Origin of the sequence: Amycolatopsis sp. NPDC005232, assembly GCF_040607795.1 — a bacterium.
In the GTDB taxonomy this organism is placed as follows: Bacteria; Actinomycetota; Actinomycetes; order Mycobacteriales; family Pseudonocardiaceae; genus Amycolatopsis.
In genome coordinates, this window is record NZ_JBEXHL010000001.1 from 470,171 (window position 1) to 497,168 (window position 26,998).

The 26,998-nt window shown below is 69.6% G+C and carries 26 protein-coding genes; 13 read left to right on the forward strand and 13 right to left on the reverse strand.

The genetic code is table 11. The annotated features are described in order from the left end of the window. The first annotated feature begins 66 nt into the window (after positions 1–66). Positions 67–627 (forward strand): M15 family metallopeptidase, encoded by a 561-nt coding sequence (locus tag ABZU76_RS02315; protein WP_354864215.1) that lies wholly within the window; start codon positions 67–69, stop codon positions 625–627. Here the strand turns inward: ABZU76_RS02315 and ABZU76_RS02320 are convergent. Beyond that, a complete protein-coding gene (locus ABZU76_RS02320) occupies positions 624–848 on the reverse strand; it encodes a hypothetical protein (RefSeq protein WP_354864217.1) in 225 nt (74 codons plus the stop codon). The two genes, ABZU76_RS02315 and ABZU76_RS02320, sit on opposite strands and share 4 nt — an antisense overlap. A 304-nt stretch (positions 849–1,152) precedes the next feature. Here ABZU76_RS02320 and ABZU76_RS02325 point away from each other — a divergent pair, with 304 nt between their 5' ends. The 4 genes from ABZU76_RS02325 (at position 1,153) to ABZU76_RS02340 (ending at position 6,652) form a co-directional block, all read left to right on the forward strand. After that, positions 1,153–1,683: a DUF4232 domain-containing protein gene (locus ABZU76_RS02325; RefSeq protein ID WP_354864219.1), complete on the forward strand. Its 531-nt coding sequence runs from the start codon at positions 1,153–1,155 to the stop codon at positions 1,681–1,683. 78 nt (positions 1,684–1,761) lie between these two features. Continuing rightward, positions 1,762–2,631 (forward strand): ion transporter, encoded by an 870-nt coding sequence (locus ABZU76_RS02330; protein WP_354864221.1) that lies wholly within the window; start codon positions 1,762–1,764, stop codon positions 2,629–2,631. Positions 2,632–2,794: 163 nt separating this feature from the next. Then, entirely contained in the window at positions 2,795–3,022 is a 228-nt protein-coding gene (locus ABZU76_RS02335; protein WP_354864223.1) for a hypothetical protein, read from the forward strand. A gap of 84 nt (positions 3,023–3,106) precedes the next feature. Then, the gene (locus tag ABZU76_RS02340; RefSeq protein WP_354864225.1) at positions 3,107–6,652 is read left to right on the forward strand and encodes a trypsin-like peptidase domain-containing protein; all 3,546 of its coding nucleotides are present in this window, start codon (positions 3,107–3,109) and stop codon (positions 6,650–6,652) included. A gap of 3 nt (positions 6,653–6,655) precedes the next feature. On the opposite strand, the gene ABZU76_RS02345 is transcribed toward ABZU76_RS02340, so the two are convergent. The 3 genes from ABZU76_RS02345 to ABZU76_RS02355 are packed head-to-tail and all read right to left on the reverse strand — an operon-like array spanning position 6,656 to position 7,978. Beyond that, complete coding sequence (locus ABZU76_RS02345) at positions 6,656–6,997, reverse strand: CU044_2847 family protein (RefSeq protein ID WP_354864227.1); 342 nt, start codon at positions 6,995–6,997, stop codon at positions 6,656–6,658. A gap of 22 nt (positions 6,998–7,019) precedes the next feature. Next, the gene (locus ABZU76_RS02350; RefSeq protein ID WP_354864229.1) at positions 7,020–7,454 is read right to left on the reverse strand and encodes a cupin domain-containing protein; all 435 of its coding nucleotides are present in this window, start codon (positions 7,452–7,454) and stop codon (positions 7,020–7,022) included. Further along, positions 7,451–7,978: a molybdenum cofactor biosysynthesis protein gene (locus tag ABZU76_RS02355; protein ID WP_354864231.1), complete on the reverse strand. Its 528-nt coding sequence runs from the start codon at positions 7,976–7,978 to the stop codon at positions 7,451–7,453. The genes ABZU76_RS02350 and ABZU76_RS02355 overlap by 4 nt, the downstream gene beginning before the upstream one ends. A 114-nt stretch (positions 7,979–8,092) precedes the next feature. Here ABZU76_RS02355 and ABZU76_RS02360 point away from each other — a divergent pair, with 114 nt between their 5' ends. Then, positions 8,093–8,872, forward strand: a complete 780-nt coding sequence (locus ABZU76_RS02360; RefSeq protein WP_354864233.1) for a hypothetical protein — start codon at positions 8,093–8,095, stop codon at positions 8,870–8,872. Here ABZU76_RS02360 and ABZU76_RS02365 read toward each other — a convergent pair. From ABZU76_RS02365 to ABZU76_RS02390, 6 genes are all read right to left on the reverse strand, one after another. After that, complete coding sequence (locus ABZU76_RS02365; protein WP_354864235.1) at positions 8,838–9,065, reverse strand: hypothetical protein; 228 nt, start codon at positions 9,063–9,065, stop codon at positions 8,838–8,840. The two genes, ABZU76_RS02360 and ABZU76_RS02365, sit on opposite strands and share 35 nt — an antisense overlap. A 168-nt stretch (positions 9,066–9,233) precedes the next feature. Next, complete coding sequence (locus ABZU76_RS02370; RefSeq protein ID WP_354864237.1) at positions 9,234–10,586, reverse strand: ricin-type beta-trefoil lectin domain protein; 1,353 nt, start codon at positions 10,584–10,586, stop codon at positions 9,234–9,236. A 385-nt stretch (positions 10,587–10,971) separates the two neighbouring features. Next, positions 10,972–12,390: a GH1 family beta-glucosidase gene (locus ABZU76_RS02375; RefSeq protein WP_354864239.1), complete on the reverse strand. Its 1,419-nt coding sequence runs from the start codon at positions 12,388–12,390 to the stop codon at positions 10,972–10,974. Between the two features lie 2 nt (positions 12,391–12,392). Next, positions 12,393–13,238 (reverse strand): carbohydrate ABC transporter permease, encoded by an 846-nt coding sequence (locus ABZU76_RS02380; RefSeq protein ID WP_354864241.1) that lies wholly within the window; start codon positions 13,236–13,238, stop codon positions 12,393–12,395. Then, complete coding sequence (locus ABZU76_RS02385; RefSeq protein WP_354864243.1) at positions 13,235–14,221, reverse strand: sugar ABC transporter permease; 987 nt, start codon at positions 14,219–14,221, stop codon at positions 13,235–13,237. Before ABZU76_RS02385 ends, ABZU76_RS02380 begins: the two co-directional genes overlap by 4 nt. Next, positions 14,218–15,531 (reverse strand): ABC transporter substrate-binding protein, encoded by a 1,314-nt coding sequence (locus ABZU76_RS02390; protein WP_354864245.1) that lies wholly within the window; start codon positions 15,529–15,531, stop codon positions 14,218–14,220. Before ABZU76_RS02390 ends, ABZU76_RS02385 begins: the two co-directional genes overlap by 4 nt. A 171-nt stretch (positions 15,532–15,702) precedes the next feature. Between ABZU76_RS02390 and ABZU76_RS02395 the strand changes: the two genes are divergently transcribed. Further along, entirely contained in the window at positions 15,703–16,731 is a 1,029-nt protein-coding gene (locus ABZU76_RS02395) for a LacI family DNA-binding transcriptional regulator (protein WP_354864247.1), read from the forward strand. Positions 16,732–16,737: 6 nt separating this feature from the next. Here the strand turns inward: ABZU76_RS02395 and ABZU76_RS02400 are convergent, their stop codons facing one another. After that, positions 16,738–17,040, reverse strand: a complete 303-nt coding sequence (locus ABZU76_RS02400; protein WP_354864249.1) for a hypothetical protein — start codon at positions 17,038–17,040, stop codon at positions 16,738–16,740. A gap of 338 nt (positions 17,041–17,378) precedes the next feature. On the opposite strand from ABZU76_RS02400, the gene ABZU76_RS02405 reads away from it, so the two are divergent. From ABZU76_RS02405 to ABZU76_RS02420, 4 genes are read left to right on the forward strand one after another with little or no spacing between them, the layout of a single operon-like run. Beyond that, positions 17,379–18,911: a hypothetical protein gene (locus ABZU76_RS02405; protein ID WP_354864251.1), complete on the forward strand. Its 1,533-nt coding sequence runs from the start codon at positions 17,379–17,381 to the stop codon at positions 18,909–18,911. Next, positions 18,908–19,435, forward strand: coding sequence for a hypothetical protein (locus tag ABZU76_RS02410; RefSeq protein WP_354864253.1), 528 nt, complete (start codon positions 18,908–18,910; stop codon positions 19,433–19,435). The genes ABZU76_RS02405 and ABZU76_RS02410 overlap by 4 nt, the downstream gene beginning before the upstream one ends. Next, positions 19,419–21,923, forward strand: coding sequence for an Hsp70 family protein (locus ABZU76_RS02415; RefSeq protein WP_354864255.1), 2,505 nt, complete (start codon positions 19,419–19,421; stop codon positions 21,921–21,923). The genes ABZU76_RS02410 and ABZU76_RS02415 overlap by 17 nt, the downstream gene beginning before the upstream one ends. Beyond that, positions 21,923–22,816 (forward strand): hypothetical protein, encoded by an 894-nt coding sequence (locus ABZU76_RS02420; protein WP_354864257.1) that lies wholly within the window; start codon positions 21,923–21,925, stop codon positions 22,814–22,816. The genes ABZU76_RS02415 and ABZU76_RS02420 overlap by 1 nt, the downstream gene beginning before the upstream one ends. Here ABZU76_RS02420 and ABZU76_RS02425 read toward each other — a convergent pair whose 3' ends face one another. Together ABZU76_RS02425 and ABZU76_RS02430 are read right to left on the reverse strand one after the other, a co-directional pair. Beyond that, positions 22,817–23,692 carry an oxidoreductase gene (locus ABZU76_RS02425; RefSeq protein ID WP_354864259.1) on the reverse strand — a complete coding sequence of 292 codons (876 nt, stop codon included), beginning with the start codon at positions 23,690–23,692 and terminating at the stop codon, positions 22,817–22,819. A gap of 58 nt (positions 23,693–23,750) precedes the next feature. Beyond that, the gene (locus tag ABZU76_RS02430) at positions 23,751–24,941 is read right to left on the reverse strand and encodes a glycoside hydrolase family 3 N-terminal domain-containing protein (protein WP_354864261.1); all 1,191 of its coding nucleotides are present in this window, start codon (positions 24,939–24,941) and stop codon (positions 23,751–23,753) included. Between the two features lie 176 nt (positions 24,942–25,117). Between ABZU76_RS02430 and ABZU76_RS02435 the strand changes: the two genes are divergently transcribed. Together ABZU76_RS02435 and ABZU76_RS02440 are read left to right on the forward strand one after the other, a co-directional pair. After that, the gene (locus ABZU76_RS02435) at positions 25,118–25,711 is read left to right on the forward strand and encodes a LuxR C-terminal-related transcriptional regulator (RefSeq protein WP_220244155.1); all 594 of its coding nucleotides are present in this window, start codon (positions 25,118–25,120) and stop codon (positions 25,709–25,711) included. Between the two features lie 14 nt (positions 25,712–25,725). Next, positions 25,726–26,997 carry an extracellular solute-binding protein gene (locus tag ABZU76_RS02440; RefSeq protein WP_354864263.1) on the forward strand — a complete coding sequence of 424 codons (1,272 nt, stop codon included), beginning with the start codon at positions 25,726–25,728 and terminating at the stop codon, positions 26,995–26,997. Position 26,998: the final 1 nt, after the last annotated feature.

Here is a 26,998-nt window from a genome sequence, read left to right on the forward strand (position 1 = left end):
CGGTCCGGGGACACGCGGGTTGCACCGTGGTCCGGGTGATCGTCGTGGGGTCGTCCGGGAGTGGGAATGCCTGAAATGCGTGCCAAGTTCGTGCTATTGCTGCTGCCCGCGGTGCTCGTCGTGGGGTGTTCGACGGCGGCGGCGGAGTGGCCGACGGGCGTTGCCTCGGGTTCGTCCGACCCCGACACCGATCCGGCGCAGGGCGGGATTCCGTCGGGCAAGGACCTCACGCCGTTCGACACGAGCTACCCGGCCGTGTCGAAGCTGGATCCGAACCTGCTGAAGGCCGTGCAGCAGGCGGCGACGGACGCGCGGGGGCGGGGGATCGAGTTCAAGGTGACTTCGGGGTGGCGGAGCAAGGCGTATCAGCAGCGGCTGCTCGAAGAGGGGATCCAGAAGTACGGGAGCCTCGAAAACGCGCGCCAATACGTGAACACGCCGGAGAAGTCGACGCACGTCTCCGGCAAGGCCGTGGACATCGGCCCGACCGACGCCGACGACTGGCTCATCCGCCACGGCGACGACTACGGCCTCTGCCAGGCGTATTCCAATGAGCTGTGGCATTTCGAGCTGCTCACGACGCCGGGTGGTACGTGCCCGGCGCCGCTGCCGAACGCGGCGGGTTAGCTTTCCTTGGTGCGGCGGCGAAACGTGTCGATCAGGAAGCACGCGACCGGGTCGCCGCCGCGTTCCGGGGTGCCGAAGCCGGGTCCCGGTGGGGAGACCACGCGGCCGTTCGACGTGGTGAAGGCCGTGCCGGTGGCCGACGCCGTGGCCGGCACCGCCTCGAACGCCAGTGAGCCGCCGATCACGGCCAGCGCCGCGACACCCTTGCCGATGGTCCTCATCCGCTCCTCCTCCGGTTCGTGACACCGAGCTTGGCACGCGAATTCGTCACCGGTCAAACAGGTTACGCATGAGGTAATACTTCGGTCAGGTCTCCGGCGCGCAGTCATCCTCCCGTGACGTTCATTACCTGGTGGACGCCTGTGCTCACTCAAGGTTGCTTTCGTGGGGGCAATCCCACTTCGGGCGGTAATCCGTCCGTGGTGTGGGCATATTTCGAGTGAGCAGGCCAGACCGGTGAATGAATCACCGGCGGCCGCGCTCCGCGGCGGATCGTCCGCTCGCGTACAGGGAGGGAGCCACCCCATGACCAGCACTCTTCGCCGGGCCGCCGCCATCACCGCTCTGGCCGGCGCGGCCGCCGCCTCCGTCGCGTTCATCGGCGTGGGTACGGCGTCGGCCATGCCCACCGACTTCCGCTGCACCGCGGCTCAGGTCGACACCACCATCGTCGCCGGCGACCCGGGCGCCGGCCAGCGCTACGCGAACGTCGTTTTCACCGCGAAACCCGGCGAGTCCTGCAACTTCCAGGGCGCCCTGCCGGTCTCCTTCACCGGCGCCGACGGCGTCACCGTCACCCCCGAGGCCGGCTCCTCGGACGCGCCCCTGGTGACCATCGCCGACGGCCAGCAGGCCACCATGCTCCTGCACTGGAGCGGCATCGAGGCGCCTGAGCACCAGGTCCAGCCCACCGCCGTCACCATCACGGCCCCCGGCACCACGACCCCTCGCGGCGACACCAGCGACCCGCAGATCACGCTGCCGTGGGACCAGTCGCCCCTCGACGCTTCCGCCGAGGCCCACAACGTCACGGTGGGACCGGTCATCGCCGCCTGACGCCGGGGCTCGTCGCGCGGCCCGAGGGGTGCTGACGTGCCATGATCGGGCCACGCGGCGTCGATTCCTGGAGATGGCATGACTACCACCGGCCGGCGGGAGGCCGAGCTCAACAGTGGGATCCTCCCCGGCAACGTGCATGTGGACGACTGGGTGATGTTCCTGCTCGCCGTCGTCTCTGTCGGGGGCCTGGGCTACCTGCTGCTCGGGCCCCCGCCACCGGCGGACCTCGACGCGTGGTTCTTCAGCGTCGACTGCGTGGTCTGCGGCATCTTCCTGCTCCATTTCCTCTGGCGGTGGCGCAAGGTCGCCTGGCGCATGGCCTTCCTGACGCGCAACTGGTACGAGGTCTTCGCGATGATCCCGGTCGCGTACCCACCGTTCGTCGCGCAGCACCACCTGATCGCCGGGCTGCTGCTGCTCATCCGCATCGGCCGCGCCGCCGACCGGGCCGTCGGGGAGCAGTTCTTCTACCGCCTGGTGGAGAAACTTTCCGACCCGATCGTGCGCGCCATCAAGAAACCCGTGACGATCGCCGTGCTGGACGAGGTCGTCAAGGTCCTCGAGACGGGCAACTACCCGGAGAACCTCGCGAAGTCCCTCAGCGAGAACAAGGTGGAGCTCCGGGCCATCATCACGGAAAAACTCGCCGCCGACCCGCAACTCGGCCGCCTGCGCCGCCTGCCCTTCCACGACGAGATCGTCCGCACGGCAGTCGACGCTTCCTTCCGGGTCTTGCTGGAGGTCCTCCTGGACCCCCGCATCGACGACTTCTTCTCCTCCGTGGTGAGGGAAAACCGCGAACAAATCCGCCGCGCCGTCTCCCTCGGCCTGAGTGAGGTGGACGACTCCCCGGACGAAGGCCTGCTCCGCACCCGCCCCCAACGCACTGCGGCACGGGAGTACGACCTCAGCCATCCCCGCGCCGACGGTGCCGTCAACCGCTGAACGAGTGCTGCACGCCCCGGCCCGGGCGGTGAGGGGGCGGGAGTACGCTGGAGTCCTTCGTTGTCGTTGCTGCACAAGGGTTGTGTTGGCGCGCACACGGGGTGATCCGATCGTTTCCGAGGCAAGCTGGGGAGCGTCGGGAGCCGAGGCGCGGGTTGGAGACGTGAACGTGGTTGATAGCGGGCAGCAGGTGCAGCCGTGCCGACGGCAGGAGTGCTCGGAGGACTCGCTGTGGCGCGGGCTGTGCGCCGCGCACTGGAGCCGGTGGCAGCGTGGCCAGGACGCCCTCGAACTGGCCGAGGACGACGTGCCGCCGCCGCCCGCGCAGGTGTGGTGGCCGCCGGAGCGCCAGGCGTTGCCGTTGAGCAGCCGGGTGCTACCGGGGTCCTGACGCGGTCCTGGCCCGAGTGGTCACGGCTCGTCACGAACCGGCGCCCGGCGGTGAGTGCACCCCGACGATCAGGAACATAGGCCTATGCCCGATCAGCGCGCGGATCTTGCCGACGCGTTGCGTGCTGCCACTGTGCCGTTGCGGATTCCCGGGACGAAGGTCGTTGGTACGGGCTTTTTCGTCGCGCCAGGTCTGGTCCTGACCTGCGCCCACGTGGTGACAGTGGACCATGGCCCGGCCGAGGTTGTGGTGGCCGACGACCCCGAGGGCGGGGAATTCGAGGTCCTCGCCGGCACCTACGTGCACGGCGGCGCGGCGGGTGCCGACCTCGTCCTGCTGAAAGCACCGGCTGCCCGCGGCGGTTCCCCCGTGCTCTTGTCCTCGGCCACAGCGCCCGGCGACGAACTGTGGGCGTTCGGCTATCCCGAAGGCAACTACCGTGCGGGTGAGCCCATCGCCCTCTCGCTCGACGGGACGTCCGAGCACGTCGCTGGTCCTGCGTTGCTCAAAGCCACCCAGGGGCGGATCCAGCCAGGCCTGAGCGGTGGCCCGGTGCTGAACTGGCGCACCGGCGCGGTGTGCGGAGTAGTCCGCTACCGCGACCGCCGCAACGACGACACGGCGCGTTTCATACCGGTCGACACGATGTTCGCCACCTACCCTGAGCTCGCCAGCGGTAACGGAGCCGGGCCCAAAGCTTGGCTGGACCTCGCGACCGATGCGCAACTCGCCGCCGCGCAGGTTCGGTATCCAGGACCTCGGCTGCGGCGGTACCTGCGAGCCGCGAGTGCTGCGGACGAGAACCACCCATATGCCGGACTCTTGGAGGTCAGGCCGCCACTCTCGAAGGTCTACCTGCGTCAGCAGATGAGCGGTGGCGAGGATTCTCCCCTCGCCGAGGCCGACGACCTCGTGCGCCGACATGCAGGCTTGCAGATCCTGGGCGGACCGGGTGCGGGGAAGTCGAGCCTCGTCAGGCACCTGACGGCCGTCGTCGCGCGGCGGTGGTTGGAGGCCGGGACCGGCGACTACGTCCCGATCTTGGTGCCGGCCGAAGCGTTGTCGCGCTTCGGCGGCGGGCTCGCCGACCTTTTGGCGGAAGGCGTGGTTCGTGTCCTGCACACCGACCTCGACCGCGTGACGCTAGTTTCGTTGTTCTCCGAGCCTCCGTTCGCTGGCGGAGAGTGGCTGGTTTTCGTGGACGGTGTCGACGAGGTCCTTGACCCGTCGACCCGCAATACGTTGCTGGCCAAAATCGCACGCCACCGCATCGAAGGCCACTACCGGTTCGCTCTGACGACACGCCCGTTGCCCGGTGTCTCGCTCGAGAAGGTGACCGGTGACGGCAGCTACCCGACCTTCACCATTGAGCCCTTCGGCGCCCATGAGCTCGATGGCTTCGCCGTGAACTGGTTCGCGCAACTCGGACTCGCCGATCCTGAAGTGGCGGGTGTGCAGTTCCGGCGCCGGATCGATGACGCAGGCATTGGCCACCTCGCCACAATCCCGCTGATCGCGACCATGATGTGCATTCTGTTCGCAGCTCAGCCGGCCCGGCGATTGCCGGGCAACCGCGCAGAGCTCTATGGACGGTTCGTGGACCACCTGCTGGTGAAACGAAAGTTCGGCGAGGCTCGAGACCACTTGCTCGAGTGGACGAAACGCAGCGGCGCGCAAGCGGAAACGGCCGCGGATGAGCTCCTGGCGCGTACGCCTGAGCTGCTTGAAGTCGTGGCGTACGAGGAGTACGCCGCGTCGGCCGACGTGGGTTCCCACCGCTACCGACCGGACCCCGTGGCAGTGCTTGCCCAGCGTGTCCCTCAGCCTGTGAACATGACCGGTTACGAATGGGAGGTTGTGCTGCGCGAGGTTCTGCGCAACTGCGGTCTCTTCGTCGAACACCGGGGCCGGTTCACGTTCATCCACCAGACCATCCAGGAGTACCTCGCTGCGGCCTACCTTGTCCGCCGTCGCCCCGACCCCCGCCGGATCACAGCCCTCCGGCTGGTCGGGCCCCAGGAGTGGCCTTGGCGCGGCCTCGAGGTGAAGGTCTTCCTCGCAGGTCTCTGGGCCGCGCGCGGCCGCGACCTCGAACGGCTCCTAATGCGGCTGCTGAACCGGCGCAACCGCGACCAGAACTACCGCTACGTGGTCGAATTGCACCGGCAGCAGGTCGAGTTGCCCCCGAAGGTCGCCGCGAAACTTCGTGCCCTGCTTACGTCATGGATCTCCGACGACAATCTCGGCACCGACAGCTGGGGGCCGGCCGTCGATGCCCTGACCCGGCTCGACCCCGGCCTCGCCGCCAAGGTGCTTGGTGGAACGGCCGCTGCCGGGCATCGCTCTCAGCGCCGCCTCGACGCCGCGTTGCTCCTAGCCGACCTCGACCCGCCACCCGGTCTGCAGGCTCTGGAAGACCTGGCCCGAAACGAGGATTCGGACGGCTCGGAACGCCTGCGCGCAGCGAAAGTACTGCTGGAAAAGCACGAGCGCCGCGGGCTTGTTGCGCTGACAGGGATCGCCGGCTCGGTCTCGGCGGACGAGTACCGAGTCGAGGCGGCTCTCATCGCCACCGTTGCGGACGCGGCTCGCGCGCAGGAACTGCTCGAGTCGATCGCGTACGACACTCGAGCGGCTGACCAGGTCCGGCTCAGCGCTGCGAGGTCTCTTGGGCCCCGATCCAGATCGGTCGCACTCACGCGCCTCGCAGGTGAACAGGGGGTCGATGCCCGGATCCGACTGGGGGCCGCTGCCGCGCTTGACGCGCAAGGTGATGCGACGGGGCTGGCTCTGCTGCTGGGGATCGCGCGCGATCCTGCCGTCGCGGCTGGCGTTCGGCTGGAGGCAGGCGATGTGCTGGCACGCAACGGTCACCACGAGGCCGAGGCGGCCTACTCGGCGATCGCGACCGCGAGAAACCTTCCCGCCGACGTGCGAGCGCAAGCGGCGGAGTCGGCGTCGGTGATCGACCCGGCAGCCGTCGAGATGCAGCTGGACCTGATTGCCGATCCCGCAATGGGCGACGCCCGGATCATGGTCGCCCTTTCCGCTGGCCGCATCGCCGCCGAAGCCGCGGCTGCCGCCGTGGCCCGCTTGGTCCAGCCAGCCGAGGACGATTTCGAACTGCTGGTCCAGGCCGCGGCCGCTGCAGCGGAGCTGCACCTGGAAACAGGCGTCGCAGTCCTCGGTGAGCTCGCAGGCGAGCTCTACCTCCCCCGAGTGCGGCTCGAAGCGGCTAGGTTGCTGGTGCAGTTCGATGAAGCGTCCGGGACAGCCGCACTCTTCGACCTGGCCGAACAACGTTGGGCGGGGGCCACCGTGCGCGCAGCCGCCGCCGAGGCACTGTGGCTGCGTGATCGTCCGGTCGGACATGAGCTCCTCATCCGGCTGTTCAGCAGCCACACCAGCGGCATCGGCGAGCAAGTCGCCCGAGCGGTGCGGATCTCGCGAACTGATCGCTCACTGGGTATCGATCTGCTCCGCAGCATCGGTCTGAACGCTGCGGCGAGACCTGTAGAGCGAATTGCTGCCCAGAGGGAGCTGGGCAAGCTGAACCGCCGCGCTGCAGAACTCGTCAACGCTCGGCTCGAGCAGGATCCCGCCGTCGTGCGCTATCGAGAGCGGCGGTGAATCTCAGCCATCGGCGCCGGGCTGCCACTCCATGGTCACCTTGAGGTTGGCCTTCGCGGTTCCCTTCACGAGGATGGCGGTGAGCTTGCCGCTCTCCAGGCCGACCTCACAGCCGAACTCGATCGTCACCTTGGTCGGCTTGACCTTGGTGAGGCCGGCCGTCACCGCTTCGGTGACAGAGCGTGTCAGGGTGCCGAGATTCTCCGTGAAGTCGCCGAAGGACAGCAGCCGAGAGGCGACTTCTTCCTCCTGGTCGCCGACGAGCTCGACTTCGGCGTACATCGGACGCCCATCGACTTCGACCGGGACGTATTCGCGCCGTGCCGGTTCCGCGTAGTCGTCCATGGGAGCGCAGCCTAGAGGAGGATCAGCCCTGATCCGAAGGGATCTCCACCTCGGCCCACAAACTGGCCAGGTTCACCACGATCCCCTCCTGGCTGCTGCGCGCGATGATCACCACGGCGTCCTCGCCCGTGGGGTTCTCCTCGCGGTGCGGCACGTACGGCGGCACGAACACGTAGTCGCCCGGCGAGGTCTCCAGGCGGATCTCCGAAGGGCCGTCCGCGAAGACGAACACCGGGTGGCCCGACTGCACGTAGATGGCGGTCTCGGCCTCGCCGTGGTGGTGGTCGCCGGAGTTGGTGTGGGGCGTGACGTGCGTTTCGCCCATCCAGACCTTCTGCGAGCCCACCGTTTTGCCCGAGATCGCCTCGAGCCGGCGCATCCCGGTGGTCTGGTTGGTGTCCCCGGTCAACGAGCCGCCGCGGATGTGGCGCAACGGCTGGTGCCACTGGTCGGTCATCGGGCCTCCACGGTTGATTCCACCACCGTAAGGCGAGCCGGCCCCACCCGCAGCACGCCGTCGTCGAGCGGGACGCAGCGCACGCCGCCGCGGCCGCGCAGGCCGCGGAAGGCGCCGGGGGCGACGGAGACGTCCATCCAGGCACACGGGTTCGCCGGGCGGCGAGCCTGGAAACGGATGGGGCCGTCACCGCTGTCCAGGGTGAACAAGGCTCCCGGATGTGCGCGCGTGGCGGCGAGGTCGTCGACGCGGAAGCCGCGCAAGACGATGTTGCGGCGGGTCCGCAGAGGGTCCACCGGGCCGAACGCGTCGAGCGCCGCGACATCGAACACCGTCACGGCGGCGTCGCGGTGCGCGGCGTGGTTGAAGTAGCGGTCGCCGACCAAACCCAAGCCCGCGCGCACTTCCACGCACGAGCGCGACACCGGCCCGGGATCCGGCCGCGGGCCGTCGGACGGGCGGCCCTCGAACGCGTGCACCGGTGACACGAGCAGCGAAACGATCTCGACCGGCGTGCCGTCCACGGTCCCGACCCTACCCGCGCCAGGATCACACGCCCTCCGAGCGCATCCGGGAAAAGGACAACCAGGATCAAACGGTGGTAGCGTCTTCCGCCACCAAACACGGGGGAGACTGCCGTGAGCTGGTACGACCGCGTCTTCGTCGACACCGGACGCGCCGCCGCGATGTGGGCGGTGGTCGGGTTCCTCGTCACGTTCGTGGTCGTGCGCGGCATCACGCGCCGCATCCGCACGAAGCAGCGCAAACCCCAAGGTAAAACCGGCCTGATCCACGATATTCACATCGGCGGCGTCCACGTGCACCACCAGGTGTGGGGCATCCTGCTGGTGCTGGTCGTCGGCGCGCTCGAGTTCCGGTTCTCGCCCGACGCGCCGTGGGGTGAGATCCTGGCCGCGCTGTTCGGGGTGGGCGCAGCCCTCGTGCTCGACGAGTTCGCGCTCTGGTTCTACCTCGACGACGTGTACTGGGCCGAAAACGGCCGCAAGTCCATCGACGCCGTACTCATCGGCGGATCGTTGGGCATCCTGCTGCTCCTCGAAGCGTCGCCGATCGGCGAGTCGCGCGGGGAGTCGGCGATGTGGTCATACCTGCTGGGCATCGCCGTGCACCTGGTCACGGCACTGGTCTGCCTGCTCAAGGGCAAGCTCGCCACGGGCGTGCTGGGTGTCGTCGTGCCGCTGATCGCCCTGGTCGGCGCGCTGCGGCTGGCGAAACCCGACTCGGCGTGGGCCCGGCGCCGCTACGCCGGGCGCAAGCTCGACCGGTCGCGCCGGCGGTTCGGCGCCCGCTACACCGCGCGCCACAACCGCCTGCGGGACCTCTTCGGGGGAACCCCGACCCCGGACCTGAAGAAGAAACGCGTCAGCGGGAACGCGGGATCCGGTCGCCCGCAGTGAGCATCCGCTGCAGCCGCGCCCGAGCCATGCGGTGCAGCATCTCGCCGAGCTCCTCCGTCGCGATGCGGCCTTCGAGGTCCCGCCGCGTCGCGCGCACCACGTCCGCCACCGTCGTGGCGGATACCCGTCCCGAAAACTCGCCGGTCAACCAGACGCCGACCTCTTCCACCGCGTCGTGGCACTGAACGGTCATCGCTTTGCCTCGCTTCTGCTCGTGGGCTGGCCCCGACGTGGATTCGACGACCGGCCCCGCGAGCCATGACGGCAAACCGCGAGAAGTTCTTCAGAACAAGAAAAACCGGTGGGGAGCAAGGAAATCGCTCCCCACCGGCCTTGGTGAACCCGGAGGAAAATTACCGACTCAGAAGGACCACAACTGGTTCGCGGCTCCCGTGCACGACCAGATCTGCAGCTGCGTGCCGTCGGCCGAGCTGGGCCCGGTCGCGTCGAGGCACTTGCCGGAGCCGGTGTTCACCAGCTCGTTGGACGAGTTGTGCGTCCACTGCTGCGCGGCCGTGCCGTTGCAGTCGTAGAGCCCCACCTTGGTGCCGTTGGTCGTGCCGGCCGCGGCGACGTCCATGCACTTGCCCAGCGCCTGCAGCGTCCCGGCGGTGGAGGTCCACTGCTGCGCGGCGGTGCCGTTGCACGTGTAGAGGTCGATTTTCGTGTTGTTGGCGGAGTTGGCGCCGGCGACGTCGACGCACTTGCCGCCGTAACCCGTGATCTGTTTGCCGCCGGTCGGCGGCGGGGTGGTGCCGCCACCGCCGGTGATGGCGTTGAAGATCCGCGAGTACGCGTACCCGGTGGCCCGGTCGTAGTCCTGGAGCTCCCAGAACGACAGCTCCTGCACGCCGTTCTGCGCCGCGAACGTCTCCAGCTGCTGCGCGTCCGACTGGCTGAACTGCGCGCCGTCGTCGTTGCGGCCGGCGATCGGCGTGAGGCCCATCTTGCCGTAGGCCGCCGACGTCGAGATGCCGTAGAGGCTCGCGAGCTGGCCCGCGGCGGTGCGCGCCGACGCGAGCGCGTCGCCGAGCACCGGCTGGCCGTCGTAGAAGTCCATCACCATCAGGTTCACGACGCTGACGTTGAGGCCCTTGTTCTTGGCGTCGCGCAGGATGTCCATCTGCGTGGAGCCGAGGCCGCTCGGGTCGACGGCGAGGGTGTAGTCCACCTGCACACTCGGGTTCTGCTGCTGCAGCGCCGCGAGCGCGGAGTTGCGGCGCGCGTTGGCCGCGGTGTCCTTGATGGTGTCTTCTTCGATGTCGAAGTCCAGGCGCGGCGTGCCGTACGTGTTGACCACGTTGGCGTAAGCCGCCGTGAGGCTCGAGGTGTTGGTGCAGGTCTGCGCGATCTCACCGCCGGCGGCGCCGCCGAACGACGGGATCACGTTGCCGCCCGCGGCCTGCAGTGAGCTGATCTGCGACTTGAACGAGCCGACACCCGTGCCGTTGGCTTCCCACAGCTGGTTGCAGCCGGAGGAGGGCGTGAGGAACGCCAGGGTGTAGAACTTCGTGCCGGTCGCGTTCATGTCGGCGGCCATCTGACCGATGTCGCCGTCGCTGACCTGCAGGTACGGGGCCGAGTAGTGGGCGGGGAAAGCGGCGCCCGCGGCTGGGGCGGCCTCGCTCACCGCGGGGCTGGCGGTGGCCATGGCGACGCCGGCCAGCACGGGCAAAGCCGCGGCAGCGAGCGTTCTGAGTTTCGAAATGCGCATTCCGTGAACTCCAGGGGGACGGGGAGGGAGAATTGCGCGCACGATTACCCGCGTCCGGCCGAATTTTCGGGAAACGGCAGGACCGAGTACGGGCGGGCAATTCCGGAGAAACGGTGGGGGACCGAATTGCCAGCCACTTCGTGCGTGTTGTGAAGAAAGTTATACCGGTCGTCCCAGTCCTTGGCAACGGGTTGCGGAGCGATCACAGCAGGTCATGGCCACATCCTGACCGACAGGTTCAGACCAGACCGGGCCAGTGGTGCGCCCGGTGTCCACAAGGGTGAACACCGGGCGTCCTGTTTGTCGCATTGGTCTCTTTGGTTGTTCCGGTGAATGAAGCTTTGCGCTTTCCGGGTGAAATGCATTCCGGCCGGCGAAATCCGGGTTAATTCACGCCCACGGCGCCGCGCGCGATCACTTCCGAGTACCACTGCGCGCTGCGCTTCGGCGTCCGCCGTTGTGTCGCGTAGTCCACGTGAACCAGGCCGAAGCGCTTGGCGTACCCCTCGGCCCACTCGAAGTTGTCCAGCAGCGACCAGTAGAAGTAGCCGCGCAGGTCCACGCCCTGGGCCAGCGCGTCGTGCGCCGCGCGCAGGTGCGCTTCGAGGAATGCGACGCGATCGGAGTCGGCGATCTCGCCGTCGTGCAGCACGTCGGGATAGGAGGCGCCGTTCTCCGTCACGTAGAGCGGCACCGGCCGGTAGTCGCGGTGCACCTGCAGTAGCGACGTGGTGAGCCCGGCCGGCTGCACCTCCCAGCCCGAGTCCGTGAGCGGCGCGGTCGGGTCGGGGACGAAGTGCACGTCGGCCGCGCCGAGCCACTCCAAGCCGGCGGGTGAGCTGCCGCGCCGAGGAGAGCCCGCGACGCGGTAGCCGCGGTAGTAGTTCACGCCGAGCCAGTCGATCGGCGCGGCGATCACGGCCTCGTCGCCGTCGCGCACCACGTCGGCGAACCCGAACGGCGCGAGGTCCGCCACCACGTCGGCCGGGTAACCGCCGCGCAGCACGGGGTCGAGGAACAGCCGGTTCTGCTGCCCGTCGACGCGCCGTGCGGCTTCGGCGTCCTCGGGCGAGTCCGAGTCCGCCGTGACCGGGTACAGGTTGAGCGTGATCCCGGCGGGCACGCGCGGGGCGTCGCGGCGCAGCACGTCCATCGCGAGCCCGTGGCCGAGCAGCAGGTGGTGGGTCGCGGCGGCCGCGGCGGTGGCCGAGACGCGGCCCGGCGCGTGGATTCCCTTCGCGTACCCGAGCATTGCCGCGCACCACGGTTCGTTGAGCGTCGACCAGCTCGCCACGCGGTCGCCGAGCACGCTGACGATCGTCTCCGCGTACTCGGCGAAGCGGTAGGCCGTGTCGCGCGAGGTCCAGCCGCCGAGGTCTTCCAGCCGCTGCGGCAGGTCCCAATGGTACAGCGTCGCCCACGGCTGGATTCCCGCCGCCAGCAGCGAGTCGACCAGCCGGTCGTAGAAGGCGATACCCCGCACGTTCGGCACGCCGCCGGGCCGGATCCGCGGCCACGCCAGGGAGAACCGGTACGCGCCGAGGCCCAGCGAGCGCATCAGCTCCACGTCATCGCCGGCGCGCCGGTAGTGGTCGGCCGCAGGCTCGCCCGTGTCGCCGCCGCGGATCGCGCCCGGCCGGGTGGCGAAGGTGTCCCAGACGGACGGTTCGCGGCCGTCCACAGTGGTCGAACCCTCGACCTGGAACGCTGCCGTGGCAGCGCCCCAAACGAACCCGGGCGGGAACGCGAGGCCCGTCTGCGCGGACGCGGACAGGGTTTCGGCGGACAGGGGTTGTGGGGGCATGGTCACCCTTTCACGGCACCTTGCATGATCCCGGCCACGATCTGGCGGCCGAGCAGGAGGAAGACGATGAGGATCGGGATCGTCGCGAGCGTGGTGCCGGCGAGCACGAGCGAGTAGTCCACGTAGTAGCCGCTCTGCAGCTTCTCCAGCGCCACCTGCACGGTCGGGTTGCCGACGTCGAGCACGACCAGTGGCCACAGGAAGTCGTTCCAGGACATCATGAACGTGAACATCGCGAGGATCGCCGCCGCCGGGCGTACGGCCGGGAGGCACACGTTCCAGAAGATCCGGATCATGCTGCAGCCATCCACACGCGCCGCCTCGATGAGCTCGTACGGCACGGCGTCCACTGTGTACTGGCGCATCCAGAAGACGCCGAACGCGGTCACCAGGTTCGGCACGATCACCGCCTGCAGCCCGCCGGCCCAGCCGAGCTTCGACATCGCGATGAACAGCGGGATGATGCCCAGCTGCGTGGGCACCGCGAGCGTCACCACGATGAACACGAACAGTCCGTTGCGGCCGCGGAAGCGCAGCTTGGCGAAGGCGAACCCGGCGAGCGAGGAGAACAGCACAGTGGTGAGCGTGACCGTGCCGGACACGATCACGCTGTTGGCCAGCGCCTTCCAGAACGGCACGGTGTCGAACACCCGCGCCGCGTTGGCGAAGAAGTTCCCGCCCGGCAGAAGCGGCGGCACGCGTTCGGTCAGCATCCCGTTGTCGCGGCTGGCGACGAGGAACGACCAGTAGAACGGGAACAGCGAGCCGAGCACGAACACGGCCAGCACCCAGTAGGTGGCCTTGCGCGGTTTGCCCAGCCGGCTCACCCGCGTGGTCAGCGTCGTCATGCGCCCCTCCGCTTCGGGGTTCGGGCGATCCGCCCGGTGAGCAGGTAGTTCAGGCCCGCGATGAGCACGATGATCAGGAACAGCACCCAGGCGATCGCCGACGCGTAGCCGAGGTCGAAGTTCTCGAACGCCGTCTGGTACAGGTACAGCGTCACCGTCTGGAACTGGTGGGTGGAGCCGCCGTTGTTCGAGCCGGGCATGGCGTCGAACAGCTTGGGCTCGGTGAAGATCTGCAGCCCGCCGATCGTCGAGGTGATGGTGACGAAGATCAGCGTCGGCTTCAGCAGCGGCAGCGTGACGTGCCGGAACCGCCGCACGGTGCCCGCGCCGTCGATCAGCGCCGCCTCGTGCAGCTCCTTCGGGATGGCCTGCATCGCGGCCAGCACGATCAGCGCGTTGTAGCCGGTCCAGCGCCAGTTGACCATGATGGCGATGGCCACGTGGCTCGCGAACCGGTTGGCCTGCCAGTCCACGGGGGACAGTCCGATGGTCTGCAGGAGACCGTTCACGAGGCCGTATTTGGGGCCGAACAGGTTCGCGAAGATGATCCCGAGCGCCACCAGGCTCGCCGCGTACGGCAGCAGGATCCCGACGCGCCAGCCGGTCGCGCCGCGCAGCCGCGTGGAGAGCAACGCGGCCAGTAGCACGGCGATGATCAGCTGCGGCACGCTGGAGAGCAGGAAGATGCTCACGGTGTTCTCCAGCGAGTGCCAGAACTGCGCGTCGGCGAAGAGCTCCTTGAAGTTGTCGAGGCCGATGAAGTCGGGGTTGTCGTCGCCGGCGTCCCAGTGGAACAGCGACACGTACGCGGTGTAGAGCAGCGGGAACAGCCCCACGATGCCGAAGACGATGAAGAACGGCGCCACGTAAAGGTAAGGCGACGCCTTCACGTCCCACCTGGACAGCCGGTCGCGCAGCCCCGGCCGGGGTGCGGGACGCCGCACCCCGGCCTGCGTGCCTTCGCGCGTGACGGTGCTCGTCACCGTGCGAGCTTCTTCGCGCCGTCCACGAGCTGCTGCCAGCCGTCGGCCGGCGACTTGCCCTGCTCCACGGCCTGCAACGCGGGAGCCGTCACGTTCTCCTGGATCTGACCGTCGTTCGGGCCCTTGTACTGCGGCTTCGCGACCTTCTTGGCCTGTGCCACGAACAGCTCGCCGATCTTCGCGCCGCCGAAGTACGCGTCGGTCTGGTTCAGCAGCTCGGGGCTCTCCAATGCCTTGACCTGGCTCGGGAACGTGCCCTTCGCCGCGAACGCCTTGAGCTGCTGCTCCGGCGCCGTCAACCAGGCGGCCAGCGCGGCGGCCTCACGCGGGTGCTTGCTCTGCGTCGGCACGGTCAGGTACGAGCCGCCCCAGTTGCCGCCCCCGCCGGGGAACGCGTCGGTGACTGCCCATTTGCCCGCGTTCTCCGGCCCGGCCTGCTCCTTGACCACGCCGAGCATCCACGCGGGACAGACCTTCGTGGCGAACGCGCTTTGCCGGAAACCGGAGTTCCACTCGTTGCTGAACGCGGTGAGCTTCGCCGACTCGCCCTTCCCGACGGCGTCGGTCACCTTCGCCCACGCGTCCTTGATGCCCTGGTTGGACTCGACGGTGAGCTTGTCGTCCTTGTCGAGGTAACCGACGGGCAGCTGGTTGACCATCGCGTTGAAGTTCTGGGCGGCCGAGTCGAACCACGCCTTGCCGGTCTTCTGTGCGTACTGCGCACCCGCGGCGAAGTAGCTGTCCCAGGTGGCGAACATGGCCTTCACGGACGCCTCGTCCGTCGGCAGGCCGGCCTGCTGGAGCAGGTCCTTGCGGTAGCACATCGCGTCGGGCCCGATGTCCGTGCCGTAGCCGATGAGCTTGCCGTTCTTGTCCTTGCCGGCGTCGTACTTCCACGACAGCCAGCGGTCCGGGCTCGCGTCGGCCGGGCCGATCTGCGTGAGGTCGTAGAACTTCGACGATTTGCTGAGGATGTCGGAGAGATGGCCCTCCTCCACGGCCTGCACGTCGGCGAGGCCGGCGCCCGCCGCGAGCTTGGTCATCATGTCCTGCGCGTACGGGCCACCCTGGCCCGTCTTGCGGTGGGTGATCTTGATGTTCGGGTGCAGCCGCTCGTACTCCGGGATCAGCGCTTCGTAGCCGAACTCCGTGAACGTGGCCAGCGTGAGCTCCACGTGCTCGTTCGGCCCGGCCGCCGCCGGGATGTCGCTGCTGCTGCTGCTGCCACCGCCGCCACCGCACGCCGCCACGGCTAGCGCCGTCATCGTGATGCCCAGCGTGAGAGCCAGGCCCTTCCGGAACGTTGTCACCGTCGTCAACCCCTTGAAGGTTCAGTTTCTGGGAGCGCTCCCAGACGGTTGACGAGTCTGGGTCCGTTGGAGTTCCATGTCAAGGGTGGTTATCGGAGCGTGCCCTTCCGGGAGCGCTCCCTGAATCGTGCGGCTAAGCTGTCCGACGATCACGAGTGGAGGGGTGGTGCAGTGGCGCCTCGGTCCGAGGACGAGCGCCCGACGCTGGAAGACGTCGCGGCGTTCGCCGGTGTGTCGCGCTCCACCGCTTCGCGGGCGTTGAACGACGACACCTACGTCAGCGCGCGGTCACGCGAAAAGGTGCTCGCGGCGGCGCGCGATCTCGGCTACTCGCCGAACCAGGCCGCGCGGTCGCTGGTCACGCGGCGGACGGGCGCGATCGCCCTGGTGCTGTCCGAACCCGAGGCGCGATTGCTCGACGACCCGTACCGCACGGCCGTGATGCGCGCCGGCTACCGCGAGCTGGCCGACGTCGGCTGCCAGATGGTGCTGATCTTCAGCGACACTCGCGAAGACCTCACGCGGACGGTGCGCTTCCTCGAAGGCGGGCACGTCGACGGGGTGCTCGTCTTCGCGCCGCACCGCGCCGATCCGCTGCCCCGGGCGTTGCGGCTGTTGCGCGTGCCCGTCGTCTTCGGTGGTCAGGCGGCCGACCTGCGCCGCGGCGTGCACGTGGTCGACTTCGACAACGAGGGCGGCGCGCGGCTCGCCGTGCAGCACCTCGTGTCGGCCGGCCGCCGCCGCATCGCGACCATCGCCGGGCCCCAAGACCAGGGCGCGCCGATCGACCGCCTCGCGGGCTGGCGCAAAACCCTCGTCGACGCCGGCCTCGACCCGGCGGACCTCGCGGAGGAAGCCGATTTCACCCTCGCCGGCGGCGCCCGCGCCATGGCTTCGTTGCTCGATCGCGTGCCCGACCTCGACGCCGTGTTCGTGGCCAGCGACATGATGGCCGTCGGTGCCCTGCGCACGCTTTCGTCGGCTGGAAGGTCCATTCCGGACGAAGTCGCCGTAGTCAGCTTCGACGACAACGCCACGCTGGCGCCCGAGATGACCCCGCCGCTGACCTCCGTGCACCAGGACCCGCGCGAGCAGGTGCACGCGATGGTGGAGACGCTGATGAACCTGCTCGACGGGAAGGAACCCCAGCCGCGGCAGCAGATCCTGCCGGTGTCGCTCACCGTCCGCGAGTCGAGTTGAAATCCGTCAGGGGAAGAGTTTCACCGGAGGTCCACCGAGTTCCACCGCGGCGCCGCGGGTGAACGACTCCGTGGGGCTGCCGAGGTAGGTGCCGTCCGTGTCGAAGAGCACGACGAGCTGGACGCCGTTCGTGCCTTTCAGCGTGTACGCGGTGCCGGGCACACCGTCGAGGTTGTGAGCCGGCGACGCGGGCGCGAGGAGGGCGGCCGTGCGTCGCAGGGCACGCGAAAGGTCGGCGGGCAGGCCGTTGGCGCGAGCGGCACCGCGCAGGATCACGAGCTCGGCGTAGGTACCCGCGGACTGTTCCACTGCTGCGTCCGCTTCCGGTCGAGGTCGGCCTGCGCGCCCAGCAGGTCCTGGCTGAGCTTCTCGGCCTGGCGCGAGAGCTCGCGGTACTTCGCGAGGGGAGTCGGTTCGGGGGACGCTGTCGCCGGAGTCTCCGCGACTCCGGCAACGACGACCACCGCCAGGACCAGTGGCCACCCCCAGCGGCGACCGGCCCGGCTCTTTCTGGTGCTCATGCGGGGTATTACGCGTTGGGCGCCGCGAGGTTCCACCGCTTTCCGGTGACCTGGGTCACGTGCGGGCGGTGGCAGCAAGAGGACGATCGGGACCCCTCCCGGCGACCTCGGCCTAACTTCTGCGCCATGGGTGCGAACGAGAGCCGCGGGCGAGCCGCGGCCGGGCGGTTGCGGGCGATGGCGACGCCGCAGCTGTACCGGCGCAACCCGTTCCGGATCACGGGGCTCAACGCGACGGCGTCGCGGCGGACCGTGCGCGAGCAGCGGCTGCGGGTGCTCGGCGTGCTCGACGTCGGCGGCGCGCGGCCGCCCGGGGTGCCGGCAGACCCGACGCCCGAGGAGATCCGCGCCGCGTTCGACGCGCTCGGCAACACCGAGCACCGGTTCGTCGACGAGCTGTTCTGGACCTGGGGTACTCCCGAGGACTGCGGGTGCCCGCCGCAGCTGCACGACAAGCACGACCTCGCCGTCGCGGCGCACGCGGCCGCGCTCGAGGCCGAAACCGAGCACACCGAGGACCACCCGGCGCCGCTGTGGGACGAGGCCGCGCGTAGCTGGGTCGTCACGCTCAGCAGCGAGGCCTTCTGGGGGCACCTCGCCCACCGCGTGGAGAGCCTCGGCGACCGGCGGCTCGACGAGTCTACTGTGGACGGTATTCGCGGCGCTCTGCCGGACGCGCTCGTCGCCCCGCTCGTGGCGCTCACGGCCGAGTCGAGCGAACCCCACCGGCTCGTGCGGTACCTGCCGCTCTTCGGCGGCGACAAGCACACCGTGGCCGACGCCCGCAGCGAAGCCGCCGAACCCACCTACCTGCGCGTGGAGAGCCTGCTGAAGGAGCTGCGGACGCTGCTGGACCAGGGCAAGGCGCGCACGGCGGCCGAGCGCGCGCTCGCGGAGCTCCCTGTGCCGCTCGACCGGCTCGAAGATCTGGTGCCGCGCACGGACTTCCGGCGCACGGCGAGCGTCACCGAAATGGCGGCGGTCTCGCTGAACAACATCGGCGTCGCGCTCGCCGATTCCGCCGGCGCGCACCACGCGCTGACGAAGGACGTCTTCACCCTCGCGACCCGATACAGCAGAGACCCCGACACGCTCGCCACCGTCAAGCGCAACCAGCAGGGCGCGCTCGGCGCCGGCCGGGTCAACGCCCCCGTCGACGTCGGGCACCTGTGGAACACCGTGACCGGCTACATCAAGCGCGGCCGCTACAGCGACGCGAGCCTCGTGCTGAACACGATCATCGAGATCGCACCGCGCTCCGAGGACCGCGAACAGGCTCGCCGGATGATCGTCCAAATGCGACAGCTGCAGGACGGCGGACCGCCACGGCGCTACGTCTCCGCGTCACGGGTGTTCCTGGCACTGCTGCACGTGGCCTTCGGCGTCACCCTGCTCGCGACGCTGCTGACCTCGCCGTTGCTGCCGGTGTTCCTCATCGGCGTGCCCGGCCTGGTCGGGGCGCTCGGGCTGGCCACGGACGCGTCGGTCGGCCGCGGGCGGCTGCCGGGCCTGCTCGTGACCGATGCCGTGGCGGGGCTCGGGCTGTGGCTGGTGGATTCGACCGGCACGCCGATCCCCGCGTGGATCACGGTGGTGACCGCGGTGCTGTTGCTCGTGGTGGGGACCGTACGCGTGCGCACGGAGAGGACAAGGGCGTGACGAACACCGAAGACCGGCGCCAGCGCCGGCACCACAGGGAGTTCCGCATCGAGGAACCCTTGTGGGGAGCGGAAGAGCGGGCGCGGCTGCGGGAGCTCGCCGACCAGGTCTCGGCCTTGCTCGCGGCCACGAAGGGTTCTGCCGCGAAACCGGCGGGGCCCCGGTTGTCCGAATCGGACCTGGCTGTGGCGGCGACGGCGTTGTGGCGGGCGCGCAAGAAGCTCACCGGCGTGCAGGACCGCGTGGCGAAGCAGGCCGGCCGGTACCTGTCGGCGAGCCAGGAGGCGCTCGACGCGGCGGGCGTGCTGATCCAGGACCACGACGGGGACCCGTTCGACTCGGGGCTCGCGCTGGAACCGCTGGTGTTCCAGGACGAACCAGGCCTCACGTCGGAGCGGGTGGTGGAGACGGTGCGGCCTTCGGTCTACCTGGCGGGGCGGCGGATCCAGATGGGGCAGGTCATCGTGGGGTGCCCGGTCGCCCCCGGCACTACGGCGGAGGAAGCTGATGCGGGACACCCGTGACACCATTGATTTCGGCATCGACCTCGGCACGACGAACAGCGCGCTCGCCGTGCTGGACGGCGGCCAGGTCTCGGTGGTCAAGAACAACGTGCAGGGCGACTACACGCCCTCGGCCGTCTGGATGCCCAAGCCCGGCCTGATCCAGGTCGGTGCCGCGGCGAAAAGCCGCCGGGAACGCGACTCGGACAACGTCCAGATCGAGTTCAAGCAGGCCATGGGCTTCGCCGACGCCCGGCGCACCTTCGCCCGAGCCGGGGTGTCGATGACGCCGGTCGAGCTGTCGGCCGAGGTGCTCAAGTCGCTGCGCGGCGACGCCGCCCGCCGGTTCGGCGAACCGCCCGCGGCGGCGGTGATCACCGTGCCCGCCGCGTTCGCGCTCAACCAGACGGAGGCGACGAGCGAGGCGGCGAAGCTCGCCGGCTTCACGGCGCCATGCCCGCTGGTGCAGGAGCCGACGGCGGCCGCGTTCGCCTACGGCTTCCAGAACGAGAGCCGCGGCGCCTACTGGATGGTGTTCGACTTCGGCGGCGGCACGTTCGACTCGGCGGTGGTCAGCACGGTCGACGGCGAGCTGTCGGTGCTCCACCACGCGGGCGACCTCGGCCTCGGCGGCAAGAACATCGATGCGGCCATCGTGAGCAGCCTGCTCGCGCCCGCCGCCGCGAAGGCGTTCGGGTTGAAGGAGTTCACCGTCGAGAACCCGCGCTGGATCCGCAACTTCGCGTTCCTTCGCGCAGCCGCGGAGTCGGCCAAGATCGCGCTTTCGTCGACCGATCAGGCGCAGATCATGGCGGAGCTGGACCTGGGCGACGGCGTGCTCGAGCTGTTCGAGTACACCCTGCGGCGCGAGGACGTCGACCGGCTCGCGTCGCCGTTCTACCTGCGCGCTGTGCACCTGTGCCGCGAAGCGCTGGCGAAGGCGAACCTGCGGCCGTCGGACATCGACCGGCTGCTGCTCGTCGGCGGCCCGACGCTGGCGCCCGGGCTGCGCGAGCTGCTCGCGGATCCGGCCGACGGTCTCGGCATCGAGCTCGACCACAGCCAGGACCCGAGCACAGTCGTCGCGCGCGGCGCGGCGATCTACGCCGGCACGGTGGCGTTGCCGCGCGCCGAGGTCGTGCCGAAGCGTGGTGAGTTCTCCGCGACGCTGTCCTACCCGAAGACCACGAGCCTGCTGTCCGTTCCGGTCTCGGGCCGGTTCGAGACGCCGGGTGGCGCCGATTGGAGCCGCTTCCGCGTGGTCCTGAGCGATTCGCAGCGGCAGCCGCAGTACCGCAGCGCGGAGATCACGCTGTCTCCCGAAGGCACGTTCACCCTCGACGTGCTGCTCAAGGACCTGGTCTCCAACCGGTTCGAGGTCGAGCTGATCGACCCGGCAGGCGCGCGGGTGCCGGTGAACCCGCCGGGGTTCACGATCACCCACTGGGCGAACGAGATGCAGGGCCAGACCGTGGTCAACAGCGTCGGCCTGACCGAGGCCGACGGCACGTTCACCCCGATGCTGATGAAGAACCGGCCGCTGCCGGCGGACACCACGCAGGTTTTCTTCTCGACCGCGAGCGTGCACCGCGCGGAGGCCGGCTCGGTCATCCGCATCCCGATCGCCGAGGGAGAGTTCCGGCGCGGCGAGCGCAACAAGCAGGTCGGGCTGATCGAGATCAAGGCCCAGGACGTGCGCCGCGACCTGCCGCGCGGCAGCGAGATCCAGGTGACGTTCGCGATGGACGAGTCGCGGCTGGTCTCGGTCACCGCTTTCGTGCCGTTGCTCGACGCCGAGTTCGAGGCCGCCGTCGAGCTCAACAAGACCGCGGTCCCCGAGGCGCCGGCGCTGCGCCGTCAGCTCAACGAGCTGGAGGCACGCCACGAACAGCTGCGGTCCGAGGCCGAGACGGCGCGCTCGGATCGCGCTCGCGGCCTGCTGATGCGGCTCGACGAGCGGGGCACGGTCGCGGCCGTGCGCCAGGAGGTGACCTCGAGCGCGACCGACGAGGGCGCGGCGGTCGCGGCCGAACAGCGGATGCGCGAGGTCCAGGCGGAGCTCGACGACATCGAGGAGGAACTGCGCATCCCCGACGTGATGGCCCGGCTGCGCGACCAGATCGAGCACTGCCGGGAGCTGGTCGAGCGCGTCGGCTCCGCCGAGGATCGCACCGAGCTGGCGGACATCGAACGCCGCTACGAGACCGTGCGCGACAATCGCGACGCCGCGGCCGCCGAACGCCTGTCCGACCGCGCCACGGACCTCCAGGTGGTGCTGCTTCGGCGTGACGGCTCGCTCGACGAGGAGATCTTCAACGCCCTGCGCGCGTCGCAGGACCGGATGACCGAGCCGGCGCGTGCCCGTGAGCTCATCCGCGAAGGCGAGCACGCCGTCAACACGAGCAACTGGGCGGCACTGACGGACGTCAACCGCCGGCTGCGAGCGCTGCTGCCGCCTGACATCCAGGGCAACGCCGACGGCGGCATCCTGCGTCAGGAGCGTCCGTGATGACCGTGTTCAGCGGGCTTTCCGAGGAGCTGACGCTCGCGGAGGCGGCCGACCTGGCCCGCCTCGGCGAATACGCGGCCGCCGCCGAGTTGTTGCAGCGCGCCGCCACCGACGATGTGCCGCGCTTGGATCTGCTGGCCCGCGTCCACGCCCAGGCCGGTGATCTGGAGCAGGCCGACGCCGCGTGGGCCCGGGTGCTGGAGCTGGCGCCGGAGTCCGGGCCGGCGCTGGCGGGACGGCGGCTGATCACGAAGATCCGTTCGGGGCGGCTGCGCAAGCGCCCGATCGGCCGTCGGCTCGCGGCCGCCGGCGCGGTGGTCGTGGTCGTGGCCGGAGTGGCGGTGATCGTGGCGACGCTGCCGTGGTCTTCCCCGGAGCCGGCGCCGACGGCCGCACCGCCCGCGACGACCAGCCCCGCCGTGCAGGCCGAGCTGGACCGGTTGCACGCGTCGCAGTCGAAAGCGGCCGAGGCGGAGCAGAGCCGTCAGCAGAAGCTCACCGCGCTGGCGTCGCACCTCGGCGGCGACGGCGTGCAGGTCACGAGCGGCTCGGCTGTCACCATCACCTTCGACGAAGGCATCTTCGGCCCCAACGCGATCAGCCCCAGCGTCGACGGCCGGCGCGCGCTGCAGCGGTGGGGCGCCGTCCTCAAGGGACAGGACGTGCGGGTCACCGTGATCGGCCACGGCGTCGCCGTGCCCGGTGGCCCGGCCAGCGGTGGCTCGTCGACCGCGCTGGCCCGGGCGGCTTCGGCGGCGCGCGTGCTGGCGACGGCGAGCGGCCTGCCGCTCACGACGTTCGCGATCACCAGCGCCGACCAGGCCACGCCCGTGCACGAGGGCACGGACGCGGCCGCGAACCGCACGGTGACGCTGGAGGTGACCCCGGCTTAGTCAGGCGCCGATCGCGTCGAGCTCGGCGACGACGTCGGCCGGCAGATCGAGCGCGGCGGCCGCGACGTTCTCCCGCAGGTGCGCCATCGACGACGTGCCCGGGATCACGGCGATCGCGGGCGACCGCTGCAGCAGCCACGCCAACGCGACCTGCATCGGCTTCGCGTCGAGCCGCGCGGCGCACGCGTCGAGCGCCGAGGACTGCAGCGGGCTGAACCCGCCCAACGGGAAGTACGGGACGAACGCGATGCCGAGCGCGGCGCACTTGTCCACGAGGTCGTCGTTCTCGCGGTGCGCGAGGTTGTAGGCGTTCTGCACGCACACCACCGGCGCGATCTCGCGCGCGACGTCGAGCTGCGCACCCGTCACGTGGCTCACGCCGAGGTGGCGGATCAGGCCCTGGTCCCGCAGCTCGGCCAGCACTGAAAACGGTTCCACGATCGACACGTCCACGGGGTAGCCGCCCGTTTCGTCGCCCAGGCGCAGGTTCACCACGTCGAGCGCTTCGACGGCCAGGTTGCGCAGGTTGTCGTGGACGGCGGAGATCAGCTCGTCGCGCTTGAGCGCGGGCGGCCAGCCGCGGTCGGCGCTGCGGCGCGCGCCCACCTTGGTCACCAGCACCAGCTCGTCCGGGTAGGGCGCGAGATTGGTCCGGATCAGCTCGTTGACCGTGTGCGGGCCGTAGTAGTCCGACGTGTCGATGTGCGTGATGCCCAGCGCCAGCGCCTCGCGCAGCACCGCCGACGCCTCGGCGAGATCCTGCGGCGGCCCCCAGACCCCGGGACCGGCCAGGCGCATCGCGCCGAAGCCCATCCGGGTCACGGTCAGCTCGCCGCCGAGCTGCAGGGTGCCGGCCGCCGTGGCGTCCGTCGTCATGTGGTGCTCCTCCCGAGACGGTGATCCGGCCGCCAGCCTAGTCCGGAGTGGACTGCGATCAGGTGCACGCGTGCTTCGACTTCAGCACCCGCTTCACCGACGCGGCCACGCGATCCGCGGGCAGCTCGCCGCTCGACACCGCCTTCACGAGCCGGTCGAGCACCGCGCCGACGTCGCCGTTGCCTGAGGAGAACAACGCCTCGTCGGCGCCCGCCTGAAGCGCCTTCAGCACGGCGTCGGGCAGCGGGTACTGGTCGGTGATCGCCTTCATGCCGCCGAGGTCGTCGGTGATGATCGGGCCGGTGAAGTGGTAGTCGCCGCGCAGCAGCTTGTACGCAGCGGGGGAGATCGACGCGGGCACGCCGTCGGTGAGACCCGGCACGTCGAGGTGGCCCACCATCACTTCCACGGCGCCGTAGTCGGCGATGTTCTCGTACGGCTTGAGGTCCACCTTGCGCAGCTGGTCGAGCGGCGGCGTGGTGACCGTGCCCTTGTGCGAGTCGCCGGATCCGTGGCCGTGGCCGGGGAAGTGCTTGAGCACCGGCGTCACGCCGCTCTGGCGCAGGCCCTCGGCGAACGCGATCGCGTACTGGCGCACCTTGGCGGGATCCGAGCTGTACGAACGGTCTCCGATCACCGCGTCGTCCGGTTCGTCGCTCACGTCGGCGTCGGGCGCGTAGTCGACGGTGATCCCGCGCGCGTGCAGCTGCTTGCCCCGCTGCACGCCCAGCGCGCGGACTTCGGCGGGCGTCTTCGTGGCGGCGAGCTCGCGCGCGCTCGGCATCGAGCCGTCGAGGTCGTCGATGCGCTGCACGCGGCCGCCCTCTTCGTCGACGGAGACGGACACGGGGATCTTCGCGACCTTCTGCACGGCGTCGAGCGCGTGGTTCTGCAACAGCGTGGTTTTATTGCCTCCCACGAAGAACCCGCCGATCTGCTGCTGCTGGACAAGTTTTGTCACCGCCGCCGGATCGGCGGCGTCGACACCCGGGACCACCAGCTGCGCCACCCGCGCGCGCACGTCGAGTGAAGAGATCAGCGAGTCGCATGAAGACGGTGAAGCCGGCCGTGAAGACGGCGGCTGTGACGGCTCCGAAGACACCGTCGGCGCGGCGCTCGTGCTCGGCTGAGCACTCGGTTCGGCCAGTGCGGTACCGGAAACCGTGTGTGCGGAAGCACATCCGGCGAGGGTGCCGGCGACCAGCACGGCGCCGCCGATCGCCGCAGGTAGCCGCTTCCGTGCGGGCATCTTCATGAATTCCTTACATGTTTGTTCCCGGTGTCGACGCGACGCTAGCGGAACCCCTGGTGGGAGCCCAACTTCACGTCGTGAAGAATGACTTCATCGCGGCTAGAGAATTCGTGAAGCCGCTGTCTCCAGACTGGCAGACACGGGATGAGTGTTTCTTCAGGGAGGTAGCAGCGATGGATCAGGTCAGGGTGGCGGCGTGGGCTTCGGATCCCATCGCGCTCGCGGGGCTCATCGACCACTTGCAGGCGCGGCCCGAGGTGCAGGTGCTGCCCGGCCCGCGGCGCGGGGAAGCGGCGGTGCTCGTGTTCGCAGCCGGCCGCGTGACGCCGGAGCTGAAGGCCGCCCTGCGCGCGGCCGCCTCGGAGACGCCGGCCGCGATCGTCCTCGTCGCCGGGTACGTCGACGCCGACGAGCTGCCGGAGCTGGCCGCGTGCCACGTCGTGGCCGTGCTGCCGCGCGAGGCCATCGCGGGCGACCGGCTCGTGCGCAGCATCACTGCCGCCGCGTCGGGCAGGGAGACCTCGCTGCGCGATCTGCTGGGCCAGGCCGAGAGCCTGCAGCACACCGCGGGCGGTGCCGCGCTGTCGCCGCGCGAGGTCGACGTGCTGCGGCTGATGGCCGAGGGCTGGGACACCGCGGAGATCGCCGGGAAGCTGTGCTACTCGGAACGGACCGTGAAGAACGTCATCTACGGGATGACCAATAGGCTGAAGCTGCGCAACCGACCGCATGCCGTCGCCTACGCCCTGCGCGCAGGTGTTATCTGAGGGAAGCTCACCCCGTGCGAAAGCTGACCCGGCGCCCGGCCGTCGCCGTCCTGACGACCGCGCTCCTCCTGCTGGTGACCGCTTGCAGCGGCGGCTCCGCCGCCGAAGGCGGGAAGATCAAGCTGACCGTGGCCACCTTCGGTGAGTTCGGTTACGCCCCGCTCTTCGCCCAGTACGAGAAGGATCATCCGAACATCGAGATCCAAAGCCGGGTCACCGACTTCGACACGCACTTCAAGACCCTCGCCACGCAGCTCGCGGCGGGCCACGGCGCGGCCGACATCGTCGCCATCGAGGAACAGCAGATCCCCAAGTACCTCGGGGTGAAGGACAAGTTCGTGAACCTCGCGGACTACGGCGCCGATCAGCTGCAGAACCAGTGGGCGGCGTGGAAGTGGGCCCAGGGCACCAAGGACGGCGACGTACTCGGCCTCGGCACCGACATGGGCAGCCTCGCCATGTGCTACCGCCGCGACCTCTTCCAGCAGGCCGGCCTGCCGACCGACCGCAAGGCCGTCGCCGCGCTCATGCCGACGTGGGACGCGTACGCCCAGCTGTCGCAGCGCTTCACCGACGAGCTGCCGAAGGTGAAGTTCGCCGACTCGGCTGGAACCGTTTACACGGCGATGCTGAACCAGTCGCCGGAGAACTACTTCTCCTCGCGCGACGATTCCTACATCGCGGACAAGAACCCCGCCGTGCGCAACGCCTTCATGCTCGCCGGCACCCTCGCGCAGAAGGGCCAGACGGCCGGCGCGACCACCTACACACAGGCCTGGAACGTCGCGATCAAGCAGGGAAGTTTCGCCACCATCGCGTGCCCGGCCTGGATGCTCACGCAGATCAAGGAAGCCGGCGGCGAGGGCAACACCGGCAAGTGGGACGTCACGACCGTCCCCGGCGCCAGCGGCAACCAGGGCGGTTCGTTCCTCTCGATCCCGAAGCAGAGTGAGCACCCCAAGGAGGCCTACGACCTCGCGAAGTGGCTCACGGCGCCCGAGCAGGAGAAGAAGATCTTCCTCTCCGACGGCATCCTGCCGAGCGAGCCGGGCGTCTACAAGGACCCGCAGGTCGTGGCCCACACCGACCCGTACTTCTCCGGCGCGCCGATCGGCCAGATCTACGCCGCGTCCGCCGACACCCTTCGTCCCAACTATCGCGGCCTGCATGACGCCGACGTCCGGCCGGAGTTCGGCCGGGCGCTCGGGCGGATCGAGGACGGGTCCGAAAAGGTCGACGCGGCCTGGGCGGACGCCGTGAAGCTCGGCCGCGAGGCCATCAAGTAGA